This is a genomic window from Aeromonas encheleia (genome assembly GCF_900637545.1).
Classification (GTDB): domain Bacteria; phylum Pseudomonadota; class Gammaproteobacteria; order Enterobacterales; family Aeromonadaceae; genus Aeromonas; species Aeromonas encheleia.
In genome coordinates this window covers 2847147-2862611 of the sequence record NZ_LR134376.1, presented here as the reverse complement: position 1 = coordinate 2862611, position 15465 = coordinate 2847147, and the positions used below count along the sequence as shown (strand labels likewise).

18 protein-coding genes and 3 pseudogenes are annotated in these 15465 nt (G+C 63.0%); all 21 read right to left on the bottom strand.

Going from position 1 to position 15465, the window contains the following annotated elements; translation table 11 throughout:
• Nucleotides 1-570 precede the first annotated feature (570 nt).
• A pseudogene (locus EL255_RS13180) lies at nt 571-2180 on the bottom strand (hypothetical protein).
• On the bottom strand, nt 2177-2725 hold the full coding sequence (locus EL255_RS13175) for a baseplate complex protein (RefSeq protein WP_042654638.1): 549 nt from the start codon (nt 2723-2725) through the stop codon (nt 2177-2179). The pseudogene EL255_RS13180 and the gene EL255_RS13175 overlap by 4 nt, the downstream one beginning before the upstream one ends.
• Nucleotides 2722-3534, bottom strand: a complete 813-nt coding sequence (locus EL255_RS13170) for a hypothetical protein (RefSeq protein WP_048823202.1) — start codon at nt 3532-3534, stop codon at nt 2722-2724. The genes EL255_RS13175 and EL255_RS13170 overlap by 4 nt, the downstream gene beginning before the upstream one ends.
• 65 nt (nt 3535-3599) lie before the next feature.
• Nucleotides 3600-4022 carry a tail fiber assembly protein gene (locus EL255_RS13165; RefSeq protein WP_232018868.1) on the bottom strand — a complete coding sequence of 141 codons (423 nt, stop codon included), beginning with the start codon at nt 4020-4022 and terminating at the stop codon, nt 3600-3602.
• Nucleotides 4023-4037: 15 nt separating this feature from the next.
• Nucleotides 4038-6149, bottom strand: a complete 2112-nt coding sequence (locus EL255_RS21600) for a phage tail-collar fiber domain-containing protein (RefSeq protein ID WP_042654640.1) — start codon at nt 6147-6149, stop codon at nt 4038-4040.
• Nucleotides 6146-6733, bottom strand: coding sequence for a phage tail protein (locus EL255_RS13155; RefSeq protein ID WP_042654641.1), 588 nt, complete (start codon nt 6731-6733; stop codon nt 6146-6148). Before EL255_RS13155 ends, EL255_RS21600 begins: the two co-directional genes overlap by 4 nt.
• On the bottom strand, nt 6726-7913 hold the full coding sequence (locus tag EL255_RS13150) for a baseplate J/gp47 family protein (protein WP_042654642.1): 1188 nt from the start codon (nt 7911-7913) through the stop codon (nt 6726-6728). The genes EL255_RS13155 and EL255_RS13150 overlap by 8 nt, the downstream gene beginning before the upstream one ends.
• Nucleotides 7910-8233 (bottom strand): DUF2590 family protein, encoded by a 324-nt coding sequence (locus EL255_RS13145; protein WP_042654643.1) that lies wholly within the window; start codon nt 8231-8233, stop codon nt 7910-7912. The genes EL255_RS13150 and EL255_RS13145 overlap by 4 nt, the downstream gene beginning before the upstream one ends.
• Nucleotides 8233-10111, bottom strand: a pseudogene (locus tag EL255_RS13140) (phage tail tape measure protein). Before EL255_RS13140 ends, EL255_RS13145 begins: the two are co-directional and overlap by 1 nt.
• Before the next feature lie 9 nt (nt 10112-10120).
• Nucleotides 10121-10264, bottom strand: coding sequence for a DUF6890 family protein (locus tag EL255_RS21375; protein ID WP_167335821.1), 144 nt, complete (start codon nt 10262-10264; stop codon nt 10121-10123).
• Nucleotides 10265-10305: 41 nt separating this feature from the next.
• Entirely contained in the window at nt 10306-10569 is a 264-nt protein-coding gene (locus tag EL255_RS13135) for a putative phage tail assembly chaperone (RefSeq protein WP_042654645.1), read from the bottom strand.
• Nucleotides 10566-10793, bottom strand: a complete 228-nt coding sequence (gene lysC, locus EL255_RS21590) for an Rz1-like lysis system protein LysC (RefSeq protein WP_232018950.1) — start codon at nt 10791-10793, stop codon at nt 10566-10568. Before lysC ends, EL255_RS13135 begins: the two co-directional genes overlap by 4 nt.
• Entirely contained in the window at nt 10693-11124 is a 432-nt protein-coding gene (locus tag EL255_RS13130) for a hypothetical protein (protein WP_042654646.1), read from the bottom strand. The genes lysC and EL255_RS13130 overlap by 101 nt, the downstream gene beginning before the upstream one ends.
• Nucleotides 11121-11600 (bottom strand): TIGR02594 family protein, encoded by a 480-nt coding sequence (locus tag EL255_RS13125; protein WP_042654647.1) that lies wholly within the window; start codon nt 11598-11600, stop codon nt 11121-11123. The genes EL255_RS13130 and EL255_RS13125 overlap by 4 nt, the downstream gene beginning before the upstream one ends.
• Nucleotide 11601: 1 nt before the next feature.
• Nucleotides 11602-11913: a phage holin, lambda family gene (locus EL255_RS13120; RefSeq protein WP_042654648.1), complete on the bottom strand. Its 312-nt coding sequence runs from the start codon at nt 11911-11913 to the stop codon at nt 11602-11604.
• A 25-nt stretch (nt 11914-11938) separates the two neighbouring features.
• Nucleotides 11939-12148 (bottom strand): TraR/DksA family transcriptional regulator, encoded by a 210-nt coding sequence (locus tag EL255_RS13115; protein WP_042654649.1) that lies wholly within the window; start codon nt 12146-12148, stop codon nt 11939-11941.
• Between the two features lie 3 nt (nt 12149-12151).
• Nucleotides 12152-12607 carry a phage protein gene (locus EL255_RS13110; RefSeq protein ID WP_042654650.1) on the bottom strand — a complete coding sequence of 152 codons (456 nt, stop codon included), beginning with the start codon at nt 12605-12607 and terminating at the stop codon, nt 12152-12154.
• Nucleotides 12608-12610: 3 nt separating this feature from the next.
• Complete coding sequence (locus EL255_RS13105; protein ID WP_042654651.1) at nt 12611-13735, bottom strand: DUF2586 domain-containing protein; 1125 nt, start codon at nt 13733-13735, stop codon at nt 12611-12613.
• A gap of 4 nt (nt 13736-13739) precedes the next feature.
• Nucleotides 13740-14426 (bottom strand): phage virion morphogenesis family protein, encoded by a 687-nt coding sequence (locus EL255_RS13100; protein ID WP_042654652.1) that lies wholly within the window; start codon nt 14424-14426, stop codon nt 13740-13742.
• Nucleotides 14423-14946 (bottom strand): annotated as a pseudogene (locus tag EL255_RS13095) (phage tail protein). Before EL255_RS13095 ends, EL255_RS13100 begins: the two are co-directional and overlap by 4 nt.
• On the bottom strand, nt 14943-15404 hold the full coding sequence (locus EL255_RS13090) for a head completion/stabilization protein (protein WP_042654653.1): 462 nt from the start codon (nt 15402-15404) through the stop codon (nt 14943-14945). The pseudogene EL255_RS13095 and the gene EL255_RS13090 overlap by 4 nt, the downstream one beginning before the upstream one ends.
• Between the last annotated feature and the right edge of the window lie 61 nt (nt 15405-15465).

The following is a 15465-nucleotide window of genomic DNA, read 5'->3' as shown; positions in this document are numbered from 1 at the left end:
AAGTCAGTTTGCTGCTCGAACATCAAAGCTTTTGTTCTTTTCAAAACTTCAGTTATCAGAATGCTATCCATTACTCTTAACTATCTGACATAAAAGCATTTTAGCTGTTCCTTCGTGGCAAGATGGATCCTTCCCGATAGTTCAAATTCCCACGGAAAGTACGCCCATCCCAATACATTCAACGAGTTACGTTTTCGGCGTCACGAGTCAGAGCCCTTTCAAACTGTAAAACCCTGCAATTTCTTTCGATCCTTTCAGATCCTCACCTCGCCCGAGATCCTTTATCTGGCGCGGTCTGGGCCTATGGTTTTGCGGTAATCCACTTTTGCAAAAAATTATATTGGTGCGGCGTGCAGGCGGGAGCGGAAGAGCGCGGTTTCCGTGACGTAGACGCGGCGGTGGGCGTCGCCAGCATGCGCTGGGAGGCTGTGAGCGTGCGCAGGCTTCACGTATGATGCAGCGCTGCCCGATGGCCGCCTCTTCATGCGGCGCCATTCCCTGGCCATGCTCAGGCGCTGTCAGGCAGATAGAAGAAGGCCCCACGGTGTGGGGCCTTCTTTGCTTGGTGGCTTACTCGATGATGGGGGATAGCTGGCCGGCCAGCTGCTTGGCCTGTTGGCCATGTCCCGTCATGGCCCCGCTGTTACCGGGGGCTGGCCCACTGCCGTGGGTGTGGCTGGCAGTGGCTGCTGCCAGCTGCTCCACCACGTTCATCAGCTGTAGCAGCAGCCGGAAGATGTTCACGCCCTCGGTCCCCATCCACGAACGGGGCGCCTCCAGGTGTTGCAGCTCGCCGGCAACCGCCCGGCGCAGCTGGCCCACCACCTCGACCAGATCCCCCGCCGTGGTCTGGTTCATGTTGCCCAGACTCCCCAGGGTGAGATCATCCCCGGCCAACAGCTCGATGGCGCCCAGCGCCTCGATGAGCTTGAACCCGCCCACCTCCTCGATGCTGTGTTGTGCCACCTGCAGCTGATACTGGCCATGTTCCCCCTGGTAGTCGTCACTCTGGTGGTGCATCTGCAGGGCGCGGTCGTGCAGACGCCGGTCGGTGTGGCGGTAGAGGTTGCCCACGGTATCGGTGCGGCTGAACACCTCGGCCCGCTGTTGCTGCAGTTGCTCGCCTGGGGCGATGTCCGGCAGGGGCCAGCCATTGCCGAGCACGGTGCGGATAAAGGGCCGGTCGGCCCGCCCAAAGGCAAATCCCAGCTCAACCAGCGTCCCCTCAAGGGGGAACTGCAGCAGGCCTTGCTCCTGCCCGCCGAACTGCACCGGCAGCGGTACAGCCCGATAAAGGGGAGCCGCCTTGTCCGGCTGGCCATCTTCGCCAAGCAGTTGCACGTCCACCGCATAGCGGGGATGGAACGGGTCATTGAGCTGGCCGGCGCTGGCCTGGTCGCTGATGGCTTCGACCCGCCCGAACTTGGGCAGGTGCATGCTGTCGGCCAGCTCGGGGAACTCCCCCTCTATCTTGCGCCGCTCTGGCGACTTGGTGGCCTTGCCCGGGGTGGCCGTGGTCAGGGTCATCTCGTCGCCCTTGAGCCGCACCCGCATCACCCGCTTGCCGTTGATGATGGCCCCGGGGCGGATGGCCGGCACCGGCGACAGCGTGAGGGTGTCGCCTGCCTGGCGACTCGACCAGGCGGGATCGAGCGTCACCTCTTTGCCTGCCCAGCGGCTGTGGGTGTGGCTGCCCACGTAGATAGCGCCATCAGGTTGCTGGTACCAGACAAAATCCGCTACTTCGAAGGCGCGGCCGGCGTTGTCGAGCAACTGATAGCCGGTGCCGGCGCTGGTGAAGTTGGGGATAGGTCGGTGTAATCGGTGCCCTGGGGCAGCAGGAAGGTGAGCCCGCATCGATCGGTTAGCCAGGCTAGCAGACCGCGCAGGGTGGCATGCTGCTGGCTGACCGGTAGCCGAGAGCCCAAGGCCCCGGCCAGCTCGCGGCACAGCAGCTTGCTGGCACCATTGGCGGCGGGTTGTACGTCGTACACGTAGCCGGTGAACCAGCGGCGCAGGTCGCCGTTGTAGCCGGTGTCCAGCGTGAAGGTCTGTCCCTTGCGGGCCGTCCCTTCAATGGTGAGGGCCGCGCGGCCGCCGGCGTTGAGATCCAGCACCAGGTCGTGGTCTACCAGGTGCAGCGATTGGCCTGCGAGGGTCAGTGACGTCGAGAGTTTCATGCCAGCATGTCATCCATCGGTTTGAGTACATAGCGCTCGAAGCCGCTCAGGTCCTGCTCGCCGCTGCCATCAGTCTTTGACCCCGGCTTGGCGGCGCTGGTGTTGGCGGTGCCCTGGCCCACGGTCGGGGTCTTCTTCGGCAGGCGCTGCTCGCGCTTCTCCGGTACCGAGTTGAACTCCTTCAGGGTGAACTGCACCTGCCAGGCCAGCAGCCCTTCCTGCTCGTTCGCGCTGATGCGGCCGGCAAACTTCGCCTGGCGCACCTTCACCGACTTGGCCAAGAGCGACCCGACTCGGTAAACGTGGCGCTTGCCGCCGTTGCCCTTGGCGTCAGCCAGTTCAAACAGCCGGCTCAACATGCGCTCCTCCTTGAACGGGATGAGGCCGGAGATGTCGAGCTCCTTGCCCTTGGCACCCTGTTCGGCGCTGCTGGTCGAGCTGGTCTGGCCGCTCTGGTCCTTGTCCTGAAACTGCATCGATGCGGACACCCGCATCGACTTCATGATGATGGGCTCGCCATCGAGGGTCAGCATGGCTTGGCTCATGGGGTTAACTCCTGCCAGAAGGTGAGCGGGGAAGGGGAGAGCAGCAGGGCGCCGACCGTCATGCTCATGCTGTGATCCGGGGGCGCGCTTTGCCCGAGCTGGGTGGCGAGGCTGGCCGCGTCCCCCTGACCCTGCCAGTGCCAGAGCGTGCCTGAGAGGGCCGCCAGCTGGGCCAGTGCCTTGGCCAGTGCATCGAGGCGAGCGGCGCGGCCCGTCGCCAGCCCCTGCAGCTTGGCGATCGGGGTCTGGCTATCCCGGGCCAGGCTTTCTAGTTGTGCCAGCTCTGCCCCCAGCGCCATGCGGGCCGGGCGCAGCGGAGCCCAGAGCAGCGGCTCATCGGCGCGCCAGCGCGGTACCTTGGCCGCCGTGGGCTGGCTCATGGTGTCATTGTTGGCGCGCAGGCGCCGCAGGGTGGCGCACCACTCAGGCAGTGGCAGCAGGGCACACAGGGCTGCCAACTGCTGGGCCAGGTCATCGGCGCTGTTGCCGGTCACCAGCCAGGCGATGGCATGCAGCTGGCCAGAGGGCAGCAAAGGGTCGGCGCCATCCTGCAGCTTGGCGGCCAGGGTGGCCACCGCATTGGGGGCGGCCAGGCTGAACTGTTGGCCCTGCTGTTGGCCCACCCCGTGCTGATAGGGGGTGACGGTGAGACAGCGGCCGGTCACCAGTAACTGGTCCAGTTCGGCCCGCAGGCTGGCCAACCCGGCGGCGGCATGGCTTAACGGGTGGCGACGGTACTGAGCCCGCGCCGCCAGCCCCTGCAGGCGTCCCATGGCGTTGCTTTGGCTGGCCGGGAGTTGGCCCAGCACACCCTGGGCGCGGGTGTGCTGCGTGGCGGTGCTGACGGGCTAGTGCAGCGCCCCTTGTGACCAACTCACTGCGGCGCCTTTGGCCAGCAGACCTCGGCGGGCCAGCCTTCGCTTTGGGGCAGACGGTAGAGGGTGACCCGGTAGCGCTGCCAGGCGGTGAGTTGCTGGCGTTCTGGTTCACTGATGATGCCGAGCTTGTCGGCATCCTCCAGCGGGGCCATGACGGTAGTCGCCTGTTTCAGCTTGTCACTGAGGATGGTCTGCTGTTCGGCCTCGGTCGGCAGTGGTGGCGGGAGCACCTCAATATCGCCAAACTCACCGAACACTGCTCGGCTATACAGTTCGCGGCCATGCTCTTCCGGATCATCCTTGCGGGCGGTGAACTGCACATGTTCGGGGAGGTGACTAAACAGTACATCAAGGGTGACGGACTCGGTATCTCCAGCCAAGTGGCGGGGCCTGCTGGCGTTGAGCATTTCAATTTTCATCAATATTTCTCCTCATTACGCGATGCGAAACCACAGTGTTACCCTGGTGTCATCACCACCACCTACGTGGCTATACCCCATGGCCTTCCAGGTGCCAGGCAACGCAACATCTTGAATGCCATCATAGGTATTTGAGGGGTTTGCTGGCCTTAAACTTGAACCCGGGATCGTGCCGGAAATGCCAATGTCGGTAGGACTTAGGTTTCTAGCAAAAACATACGTGCCAACTTGCCCCCATCCTCCCGCGACGAGATCCTGATTGCCCTGTGCGGCAGTGTGGTTGTGGGGGTCAACGACTCGCGCACTATCCACCCTGACACCATAGGTATTCTGCCCATTCCACCCCATCAATGTGGGTTGGCTCGCGCCCCAGGTTAGTTCTGAATTCAGCGGGTTCACCGCGCGAGAACCGTCGGGTGCAATGCTGTTTGACGCATCAAAAATGGTGTGATTATTGCCATAGTTTCGCCAGGCCAACTGACCAATCACCGCCCCCTCTATGCCACTGCCTGTCCATTCACTAAGGCGCCGATAAGGTACTGCGCCGACCTCTGAGGGGGTTGGCTTGCTGGCGGTGGTGTAAACCGCATTGATCCTGACTGGCGTTGCCCCATCGGGATAAGCGGCTTGCGCCGGGCTGACGGTCGGGTCTGCGCTCACAACATTGATGACTTGAATCGAAACGGGGTACGAATAGGGGGCGAGCTTCAACCACAGCTCAATGCGCTCCCCTTGGCGCCGGATCAAAAAGCCAACGTCATCGGGTTGCGCACCTGGCCCTAAAAAGGTGACGTTGGCCAGGTAGTCAGGCAGAGGGCCTATCCCCACATATCCACGGGATGACAGGGTCACCAGATAGTTGGGGCTATAGGGGCTGCCATAATTGGCGCCGCCGGAGACCATGGCGGAGTACAGGTTTGCGTTTTCCCCGATGTTGCTGTCCATTTCACAGAGCTTGGCATAAGCGCTGAGCGCCGGGGCATTACTGCCTGATACGCGGACAACCGGGTAAGTTGCCGATGCTCGGGCATGGGTTTTGGCCACGGCGCCCGCAGTGGCGTACTTATTGTCGCTGGTATCCGTCAGCTCTGAGGTCGCAGGCCAGTTGTTCACCTGCTCCAGGCTGATTTCGTGTTTGGTTGGCCAGCGCGTTGCCGTTTCCGGCACCGCGTCCAGATCGCCCCACTGGTGGCGGTGGCTACCATCCTTTATTTCCACCGCGATGGTGACGCCCTGGGCATCTTCCAGGATGCCCTTGCCGGTGACATCGCCGGTCAGCTCGATGGTGCGCTTGCGGCGCACGTCGGTGACGCTGCCGTCCGCATTGACGATGGCCACCTTGGCCACATGGTGCTGATAGCCGTTGGCGTCCAGGTAGTCGGTGAGCTCTGGCACGCTTAAGCTAAGGGTGAAGTGATTCACCCAGGCATCGAGCAGAGAGCCTGCCCGGTAGATATCGAGCCAGAGCCCCACCGGCTTGGCGCCTGGAGTCACCTTTTTGACCTCGTTCAGCTCCGCCCGCAGGCCGCCCACGTAGGCCACCCCGGGCTGCACCTTGTAGACCCCCGATGCGTTGACCAGATTAAAGCCGTTGCCGTAGAAGGTGGCCGGCCCGAAGAACTGCAGCGCCTGCAAGCGCAGGTCGTCGTCCATCCCGCGCAGGCGGGCGGCATAGTCAATCTGCCAGGTGCTGGCGTCCACGTGGGTGGCGGTGGCCTCGCTTGCCCGGTCGTACTCCATCAGCATGGATTTCACCAGGCTGTTGCCGGTCTGGCCGGTGGCCTCATTGGTCTTGAGTTTGGTCTCCAGCCCCTTGTGCACAATCATCCCCACCACGCCGCTGGCCCTGTTGATGAGGTACATGGCGTTGAAGCTGAAATCGCCGACCGTGGTGTCCATCACGATGGTGTAGGCCACCGCGTCGTTGTTGATGCGCCCGCGCTGGTCCACGGTGTGGCGATGCACAATCTGGCCAGCGTCTGGCAGGCTGCCGTCCGGGTTGATGGGGGCCTCGGGATCGAGGTCCGGCACATTGGCCAGCACGAACTCATCGAGCACCACCGGCACTTGGGTGGCGAGGCACTCCTGCCAGTAGCGGGAGAAGGCGTTGGTAATGATCTGGCTCATGCTGTCCTCTTGAGTGATGCGCCGAACCCCTGCTGGCTCATGTCGATGCGACCGGTGTGCAGGGTGCCGGTGACCGGGTAAACCACCTGAAAGCGATAGCGGCGGCAGGTGCGGCCATAGTGTTGAATGAGGGTTTCCATCAGTTGCTGGTTGCCGGCGATCGCGCCATCGGTCACCTCGATGGTGATGACGTCCCAGGGCGTGCCGGCCTGGCGTTCGTGGATGTCACACCAGCCAATGTCGAGGCGCTCAAAGATGCGCTTGAAGCCGGCTACCTCGCCGGCGTCCCGGGCGTTGATGAAGGCGAACTTGACCCGCTTGCGAAACAGCGCCAGCGGTTCGCCGTTGAATCGCTTGATGTCCCGCTCCCAGGCGAGCAGGGAGAGCAGGGACTCCGAGCAGGTCAGCGGGTCTTGCTGGGCCAGCGGCAGCAGCAGCCACCCTTTGAGGCGTTGCCAGAAAGCGTTGATGCCCTTGGCCAGAAACCCCGGCTCGGCATGGGCCGGGCTGATGGTGTAACCGTCCTCCCACCAGGGGGCGCTGGCATCGGGCAGGGTGGGGGCCTGCAGGTCGTGTTTAGTCATGCAGGGTCACCGCCAGCTTGCTCAGGCGCGGGATGGCCAACCCCGACAGGATGTCACTCTCGCTAAAGTGCAGGCTCTGCAGCTGCGGGAACTGGCTGTGTAGCTCACGGCCCAACTGCGAGAGCGAGAAGCGCGAGCGCGGCCAGGTGCGGGTGACGCTCGGGAAGTCTGCCGACTGGCGAAACGCCGCCTTGACCAGGTTCTCGGCGCCAGTCTTGAGCCAGGCCTTCTGCTCGTCGGTGAGGTTGGCCTGTGGCCATAGCTCCAGGGTGAGGCTGTGCTGGGTTTCAGGCATGGCCATCACGAACAGGTCATCCCCATGGCCATGGTTGCCCTGGCGGCCCACGTAGTCGTTGAGCTGCTCAATCAGGCTGGCCGGGGTCGCGCCCACCTCCAGCAGGACGTAGGCATTGGCGGTGCCCGGACCCCGGGGGGCCTCATGCTCGAAGAAGATGTGATCGGCACGAATGCCCGCGACGCTGGCCAGCATCGAGCGATAGATAGCGTCGATGTGGTAGCGACCCACTGCCGAAAACTGGTTCTGGATGCGCAGGCCGAGCGCATCGTTGCCCTCGGCATCGGCGCCCTGGGTGGTGATCCACTCCTTGTCATCGTTGCGGGCCGACAGGATGCCGGTCACTGGTTCACTGAGCAGGTTGTAGTAACCCGGGGCCAGATTCCAGGCGGCGCCAGCGTGCTCGGCCTCGCACACCACCCGGGCGACCGCTTCGCCGGCAGGGCTTACCACCGCCTGCAGGGGTTTGAGGCGGTAGATGGTGCCGTTGATGCGCTCGGTGGTGACCCAGATATCGGCCGGGATGGTGACGGCCTCGCTCGGGTTGGCCTTGACGAAGTTGACCAGGCCCCGGGTCCTCTGGGCGCTCTTGCGGGTCAAGTCCACATCCCAGGCCTTGAGATCGAGATAGGCATCGGTGGCGGTGGCCGCAAAGGTATTGGGCAGCACATGGCCGGCCAAGAGGGTGCGGATAAGCCACAGCGCCGGGGTGATCACCACGCTGCGCACCAGGCGCCAGAACGGGCTCACGTCGCTGTCATTGGTGATGAGCGAGCCGGCGGCCACCACCTCCTTCTTGAGCTCGGCCTCCATGGCCGCCTCGGTGGTCGGGACACCGGTCTCGGCCAGCAGGGCCATAAAGTCCACGGTTGGGCGCAGGTTCACAGGGTTACCTCCAGTTCGCCGAATTCATAGGTGCGAGCGGTGACCAGCACCCGGTCGGGGGCCTCTTCACGGATCACGATGGTGCCCGGCACCAGCCGCTCGTCGTCTTCTACCAGCAGTTCAATCTCGGTCATCACATCCGCGCGCAGGGTCGGGCTGCGCTCGCCGATGAGCTTGCGGGCCAGCCCCGACTCCATGATGCGGTGCTTGATGTCCTGGCCGATGCTGTGGCGGTCCTGGGTGGTGCGCGGCTGGCCGCCGGCATCGAGTTGCCAGGCGCCGTTCACCACCAGGAGATCGATGTACTTAGGCTCACTCATTACTTGGTCTCCAGCCAGGCGTTCTCGGCCATCTGCTCCGGCGTCATCGGGTTCTGGCTGGTCATGTGCACTTCGCCGATGTGAATGGCCTTGGTCGGCTTCTGGTTGGCTGTCGTCGCGGCCGCATTGGCCTGGATCAGCTGCTGGCCAATGCCACCGGATGGGATGCTGCTCTGGCCGCCCTGGCGATAACGGGCGAGCGGGGCATTGATGTTCTCGGGGTTCGGCAGGTTGAGGTCAGGCATTGCAGAGCTGATATCCAGGTCAATCCCTGGCAATACATTGAGTTTTTCCAGTACCCATTGGATGGCTTTACCCACGGCCCAGATAGGCGATAGCAACAGCTTGAAGACTGTTCCTAGAATGGTTCCAGCTGCCTCCCCGAGTGCGATCATGTTGGTGAAGGCGCCTGAGGCTTCATTGGTTGTTCCAAGCCACTGGGCGATGATGCCGATCAGACTCGCCATCCCAGATTACCGGCAAAATGGCGGCCCAAGGCTCGAATACGGTTGATATAGCTGGGGCCATGGCAGAGATGAGGCCGCTGAAAAATGCTTTGATGGGTTCCCACCACATCACAAGAGCTGCAATGGCAGCGACTACTGCCAGAATGGGCCACGCTAGAGCCCCGAATACGATACCCAGACCCACGACGGCCAACTGAGCCATTCCGACGAGCAGCAACCAAGCGCCGGTAACCACTCCCAGACCGATAAAAGCCAGAGCGGCATAGCTGATCACCTTGGTGAGGTTCGGGAAGAGGTGAGTCCAGCGCAGCACATCATTGGCGCCATCGGCAAAGACGCCGACCACCGCATTGATGGCAGGCAGCACCACGCCGAAGGCGGCGGCACGGATGGCAAACCATGCTTGCGTCACCCGTTCCCACTGGTCGGTCATTGAGGCGGCCATCTGCTCGGCCTTGCCCATGCCGTGGGTGTTGGCCAGCGCATTGATGTTGGTGGCCAGCCCCTTGGTGTTGGTCATCAGCAGCTTGATCATGGCAACTGCCTCATCCGAGCCGAACGCCTTCTTGAGCTCATCCCCCTCGGCCACGCTCATGGTCTCGCCGTAACGCATCTTGAGCTTGTCCAGGATGGTCAGCACCGGCAGCATGTTGCCTGCCGAGTCGGTGAACTGCATGCCGAGCGCCTTCTGAGCGCCACCGACACCAGCCAGGAACGACTTGAACTTGGTACCAGCCTCGCCGCCACTCATGGTGGCTTGCAGTTGGCCGATCACGGCGAACTGCTCATCCATCGAGACGCCCGCGGCGGTGGCGTTGGCACCGATCGCCCCAAAGGCATCGGCCATGCCCTGGCCAGTGGTCTTGAAAAGCTGCACCGCCAGCGCGGTCTTGCCGGCCACATTTTCGACCCAGTTGGCCTTGCCCATCTGCTTGGCCTGCTGCTCGAAGATGCCGTACATGGTGCCCATGTAGTTGGTGATGGTGGCGGTATCGGCTTTGGTGGCCTTGGCCAGGGTGGTGGAAGCGCGGGTAAAGGCGGGCAGTTCGTTCCCCTCCAGCCCGGCGATCGCGGATTGGATATCGTAGGAGGAGCGCACGATCTCGGTGGCCGACTCACCATACTGGATGGAGAGTTTGAGCGCCTCGCGGCCCAGCGCCCCGAGCACATCCTTTTGCACATCAAGGGAGGCCACTTCCGCCAGCGCCCGATCCATTTCGATGGCGGGACCTAGGGCCCCCTGGATCGCCATGACGCCGCCAGCGACGGTGGTGGCCCCCATGGCCATGTTGCTCCAGCCCTGGCGGCCCGCCTTGCTGACCTTGTCCATCTGGGCATTGATGCCGGCAAGGGGCTTGGTGACCTGGTCAACCAACGCCACCTGCATCATCAATTTTTCCATCCAGGCCATAGGGGTCTCTTATCCGTTCAGTGCTTTGGCGATACCCTCGGCCACGGCGATGGCGTTGGAGTCTCGGTGGTACTTGTCTAACCAGGTAGCGCGAGCCAGGCTCTCGATGTCGTCATCCTCATGGGGCAGGTAGTAGCGTCGCAGCGCCAGCACCTGCTCCAGTTGGTTGCGCTCGATGGCCTCGGCACGCGCGGTCAGTTTTTTACGGTGATGTCCAGATCAGGGGCGAACTCTTTGTTGATGGCGCCCGCCAGCTGCAGCGCGGCACTGGGACGCTTGAGCAGCTCATCGAGGGCCTCTTTGCTATCGGTGCAGACGATCTTCTTCAGGTAGTTGTGAGCCGGCGCCACCTTGTCGCTCATCGACAGCCCGTTGATGTAGCTGTTGTAGGCCACCAGGGTGGGCGCAAAGCTGATATCGGTGCCGGCGATGGTCAGGGTGATGGTTTGTTTGTTCATGGGGTGGCTTCCTCTTGGGTTATCCAGTGATTCAGGGTGTTGAGCTGGGTTTGGCAGCGGCGCAGTGCGCCCTGCAGGGTGGGGATAAAGGCCACTGCCTCGCCCCAGGTCGTGCCGTTAAATTCAGGTTCCGGGCAGTGGGGCACCAACCCGGGTGGAGGTAGCCGCTTGACCACCTGGGTTTGCACCACGGTCGTGGGCTGGCTGGAGCAGGCGCAGAGCATCGCTAGGCAGAGGCTCACGAGCGCAATCCGGGCGGTCCGCCGGCGGCGTGGCCAAGGCTTCTTGCAGTTCATCGGCGGTTTTCCTGTTCTGGTTGTCGAGCTCGGCCAACGCCGCGTTCTGGTTGTCGAGCAGCAGACGCAACCCCTTTGCTTGCCGTTGCAGAGCCAGGAGCTCGGTCGCCTGCTGGCCGTTGGCTGTCTGCAGGTCAGTGATCGTGGTCTGCTGCGCGGTCAAGGTGCGCTGCATGTCCACCGTGTGGCGGTGGCTGACATAGAGCGCCAACACCAGCAGCAGGCCAACAATTCCCAGTACCTTGCTGATGGTGCTCATGCTTCCACCATGGACAGCCGGGCTGGCGTACCGATCGGCAGCTCACCCACCGGCAGCGGCTCATTCAATGGCCAGCGGTAACCGGTGACGCGGGTCAGTGGAAATTCACGGATATTCACCTCATCTCCTTGGTTGCCACCCAGCACCAGTAGGTTGCCGGAGGGTGACTTGCCGACCACGAATCCCACATGGCCACCACCGTCACGGGTGAACACCACCACGCAGCCAAGCACGGGGCGATCCAGTTTCTCGCCCCAGTCCAGGTAACTCTTGGCACTCTCGAAGCGGGTCGACTGGATACCGACCCGTTCAAGGCAAGCCCCGACAAAGGCGGCGCACCACGGGGTTTCATCGTCTTTGATGCCGCCCCGCTTGATCGCCTTCCACATATCCAGGATGGCCTGGGCATGTTTGGGCCCTTTAATCTCTCTGAGGCCCAAGAACTTGCGAGCCTCTTCAATCCAGCGCAGCGCCATGTCATCCCTCCTTCTTGTTGAAAACCGTCTTTGCCCGATCGCGGATAAAGTCCATGCCGAGTAGCCCCACCATGCCGCCGATAAAGGGGGATGCCTCATAGGGCACGCCCAGCAGGGTGGTGCCGGAGGCGGCGGCCAAGGTGATCAGGCCGCACATGGTGGATTCGATCAGGCGGCGGCGCCCGCCGCCGCCGTCATAGGTGATGCGCATAAACGAAATGCTCAGCGCCAGCAGCGCCCCGGAAACTGCGGGCCAGTTGTCCATCAGCCAGGCCAGCAGGGCGGCCCAGAGGGTGGGGTCTTTGTTTGGCATAGGGTTCATATCCCGTTCTCGATACTTATTGGCCGCGACGCTCTGCGCGGCTCTGGCAGGGCACACACTTGCGCACCCCTGGGACTCGCTGGCGGCGTTCCTCCGGGATCGGGTCATCGCATGCTTCGCAAAGGTGCAAGCTCTCGCCCTGGTAGTGGCTGCGGCCAAGCTGGCTATCCAGCTGGGCCGCCAGCATCCGCTCGGCGTGTTGGGTGGCGCGGTCGATCAGATCCATCGGTTAGCCCTTGAGGTGACGGGTGTCGTCATCCGACAGGTACGGCATGCCGTTGATGTGCACGAAGTCCGGCGAGGTGACGAACCCCTTGATTTTGTGCACTCCCTTGCTGCCGCCTTTGGGATCGATATCGAGCAGGTCAGAGATCACCAGCTTCACGCCAAAGGCTTCCACCTTCATGGTCTCGTCGCCGGTGTCGGCGTAGAACAGCACATCGTCTGGCTTCATGCCGCGCCAGCTGCCCTGACGCTTGGCGCTCTCACACAGCATCTTGAAGTTCTTGGCATCGAGCTCGAACTCCAGCTCTGCGGCCACATCCCCATCGATATAGCCATCAGGGATGCCACGGGTTTGCGCCACGGCGCTGTTGTCAGTGATTGAGAGGCTGGCCTTCTCGATGTGCACCATGGTGCCCATCAGGGTGGTGTCGAAGGACTGGCCTGAAATACGGCGGGTCATGGGTTAGCCCTCCCCGTTGTTAAGGCTCAAATCGAGCATGATGTTGACGGTGATCCCTTTGGGGCAGTCCACGGTGCGCACGACCACATAGATGGAGACCAGGTTCTTGGCAGTCCACTGGATGCGGATGTCGCCATCCTTGGGGGAGGCGATGTCACCCGGGAACGGCTGGCCGTTGATGGTGATGGCGCTGGCCATCTGGCGCAGGTCCTTGCCAAAGAACATGACGGCGGCCTCGGTGCTGCCCGGGGTGGAGTTGAACGAGCGATCGCCTATGCGGGCGATGGCGCGCAGGCGCATCCAGCGGGCGACCTTGTAAGCAACACGCAGGTTTTCGATCACCTGGTAGTCGCCGCCCTCGACGTCCAGGGGGCGGCCATCGGCCCAATAGGTGCCGTCAAAGTCCGGGTACCACATCGGCACCGAGTAACGGTTGGCTTCCAGGGTCTGCAGGGTGGCCAGCTGCAGTTCGGTGCCGTCCTTGTCCTTGGGGGTCGCGCCAAGGCCGACCACAGCGCCAGTTTTCACCCGGCAAGGGCTGTCTGCGATGCTCACTGCCCGGTTGCATAGGCGGCCGGCGTAAGCCCCGATGAGGTTTGGCCACAGCTGCGGGACCAGGGAGACCGATTCAGCCGCGATGCCATTCTGCAGGGCGGCCAGCTCAGCCTCGTATTCGCTCCAGTCCTGACCACCCTCGGCGGTGGAGACAATGCCCGGTACCGCCAGCAGCATGGCTTGCCAGCGACCCCACTTGGCGATCAGCTCTTGGTTGAGGGCGTGAGCGGCGTTGATTTTGGTCGCGTCCCACTCCTGCCCCAGCACCACGACTGCCTCGAATGACTGGGTTTTCTGGGCGGAGCGAACGGCATCCTTCCAATCCATGTCGGTCGGTAGCACAAAGGCGGCGGCCGTCCAGTTCTGGCCGGCGTTGTCGCGGGCGGCCAGCAGGTTGGTTTTCAGTTCGCTGTCAGCCTCGCCCAGCAGCGTGTCAAAGTCGGACTGGGTATTGAGCGAGAGCAGCTTGTTGGTGTTGGTCGGCGCACTGCCGATGAACAGCAGGTGACGCTCGACTTCCGTCACTGGCCCCTGCATCTGGTTCAAGTTGTTGATCTGTACATAAGGCCACATGCCGTTATTTCCCCTTCATGCCTTGCTTGTTGACGTCCCAGCCGTAGTTGATGCTCTGCAGCGCACGGGCAAAGGCCTGTTCGCGCTGCTGGGTGTTGGCGCCTAGGAACGGGCGGGCTGGTAGCTGGATCTCCCAGCTCTCTTTGACCGGTTCATCTTTGAGCTTCTTGATCAGCAACCCAGCCTGGGCGTAGTTGAGGTTGCCCGTTATCCAGCCCAGCGAGGCCGAGCGGTATGAGCGCTTGCGCTTGCCCGGGCGCTTGAACCCCAGTTCCCGCAACTTGCGGGCTTGTGCCTTGCTGGCCTGCTTGTTCTTGCTGCCGTCGCTGGGGGCAATACGGCGCCGGCTGGCTGCCGTCACCTTGTAGGTGTGCCCCTTCTGGTGGGTGTTGGCGATGACCCCGGCGTGGGCGCTCATGGTGCCCTTGGTGAAGCCCAGCTCCGCCACGTCCTGACGAGGCTCGCGGATCTGCAACAGCTTGGGCAGGCCACGCAACATCTTGCGTTTGCCCCGCTTGCGCGGCGCCCACGGCTGGCCGTTGGGGTCTTGTTGCTGGCGCACGTGACGGGCAGCCAGCTTCTTCATCTCATTCGCTGCTCGCCACACCAGGCGCTTGCGCTGCTTGGGCGGCAGGGTCAGCAGGTTGAGCTGGTCTTTGCCACGACGGGTATCCAGGGTGATGGTGATCATGGCTGGCCACCGATCTGGTGATGGCCGGTATCACCCACGTTCAGGTTGATATGGTCGGCCACCCAGATGTCATAGGGGGCCACGTTCCAGCGTTTGCCATCCCAGTTGATGGGGCCCTGCTCGTGCTCAACCAGGCGCAGCGGCTCGGTAAAGGGGAGCTGGATCTCGAGATCCGCGGTCTGCTCGTCATTCGGGGTGCGGCGTACTCGGGATCGGGCAACTCGTACTGCTCGCGGTAGTCGTCGTGCTCTTGCACCCAGGCGGCGACGGTGGCCAACAGGATGGCCGGGTCGAGCTCGCGAAACGGCAACTGCTCGATGGTGAACACCGCCTGGTAGGTGAGCCAGGCCACGTTCACCCCGGTGGGGCCCATGTTCTTGGGTTCGAGCTTGATGGTGCCGTTCTCCATCCAGCTATCCAGGCGCTTGTGGCACTTGGCCGGCAATACCCGCAACAGCTCGGCGTGGAGCGCCTGCAGGAAGTAGCCCTGGGCCTGTTGCTCGTTCATGTCGTTGCTCATATCAGCGAGACTCCCGCCCGGCGCTTGCCCTTGATGCTGCGCACCAGCTGCTGACTCTCTGCCAGCAGCTGGGCGCGTTGGTCTGGCGATCGCTCTACCTGGTTGTTGGCGGTCGCCCGTTCGGTGACGCTGGCAAACTCGGGTAGCAGGGCCGCCTTGGCGCGGGCAAATACGGCGGCCAGGTACTGCTCTGTCAGGGCATTGCTGCCCCCTTCCAGGCTGGGCCCGGGTACCTCGGCGGCGCTGGTGTAGCCCTTGCCCAGCAGCGTGGCCTGATGGCTCGCCAACTGCAGGTTGATTTCAGAGACGGCGGCCAGCAGGGCGGCGCCAGTGGTCTGGGTATCCAGATCGGCAGGCAGGGCGCGGCGGCGCTCGAAGTCAGCGACGGCCACATCCGGCCAGAACCCGTCATTGCGGATCGTGGCGGCGCTGTAGTCGATGTCCTTGCCTGCAAACATGGCGTGCCTCGCTGGTTGGTTGAAATGGGGCACCCCTGTAGCCACGCAATTGCCGCTGGGT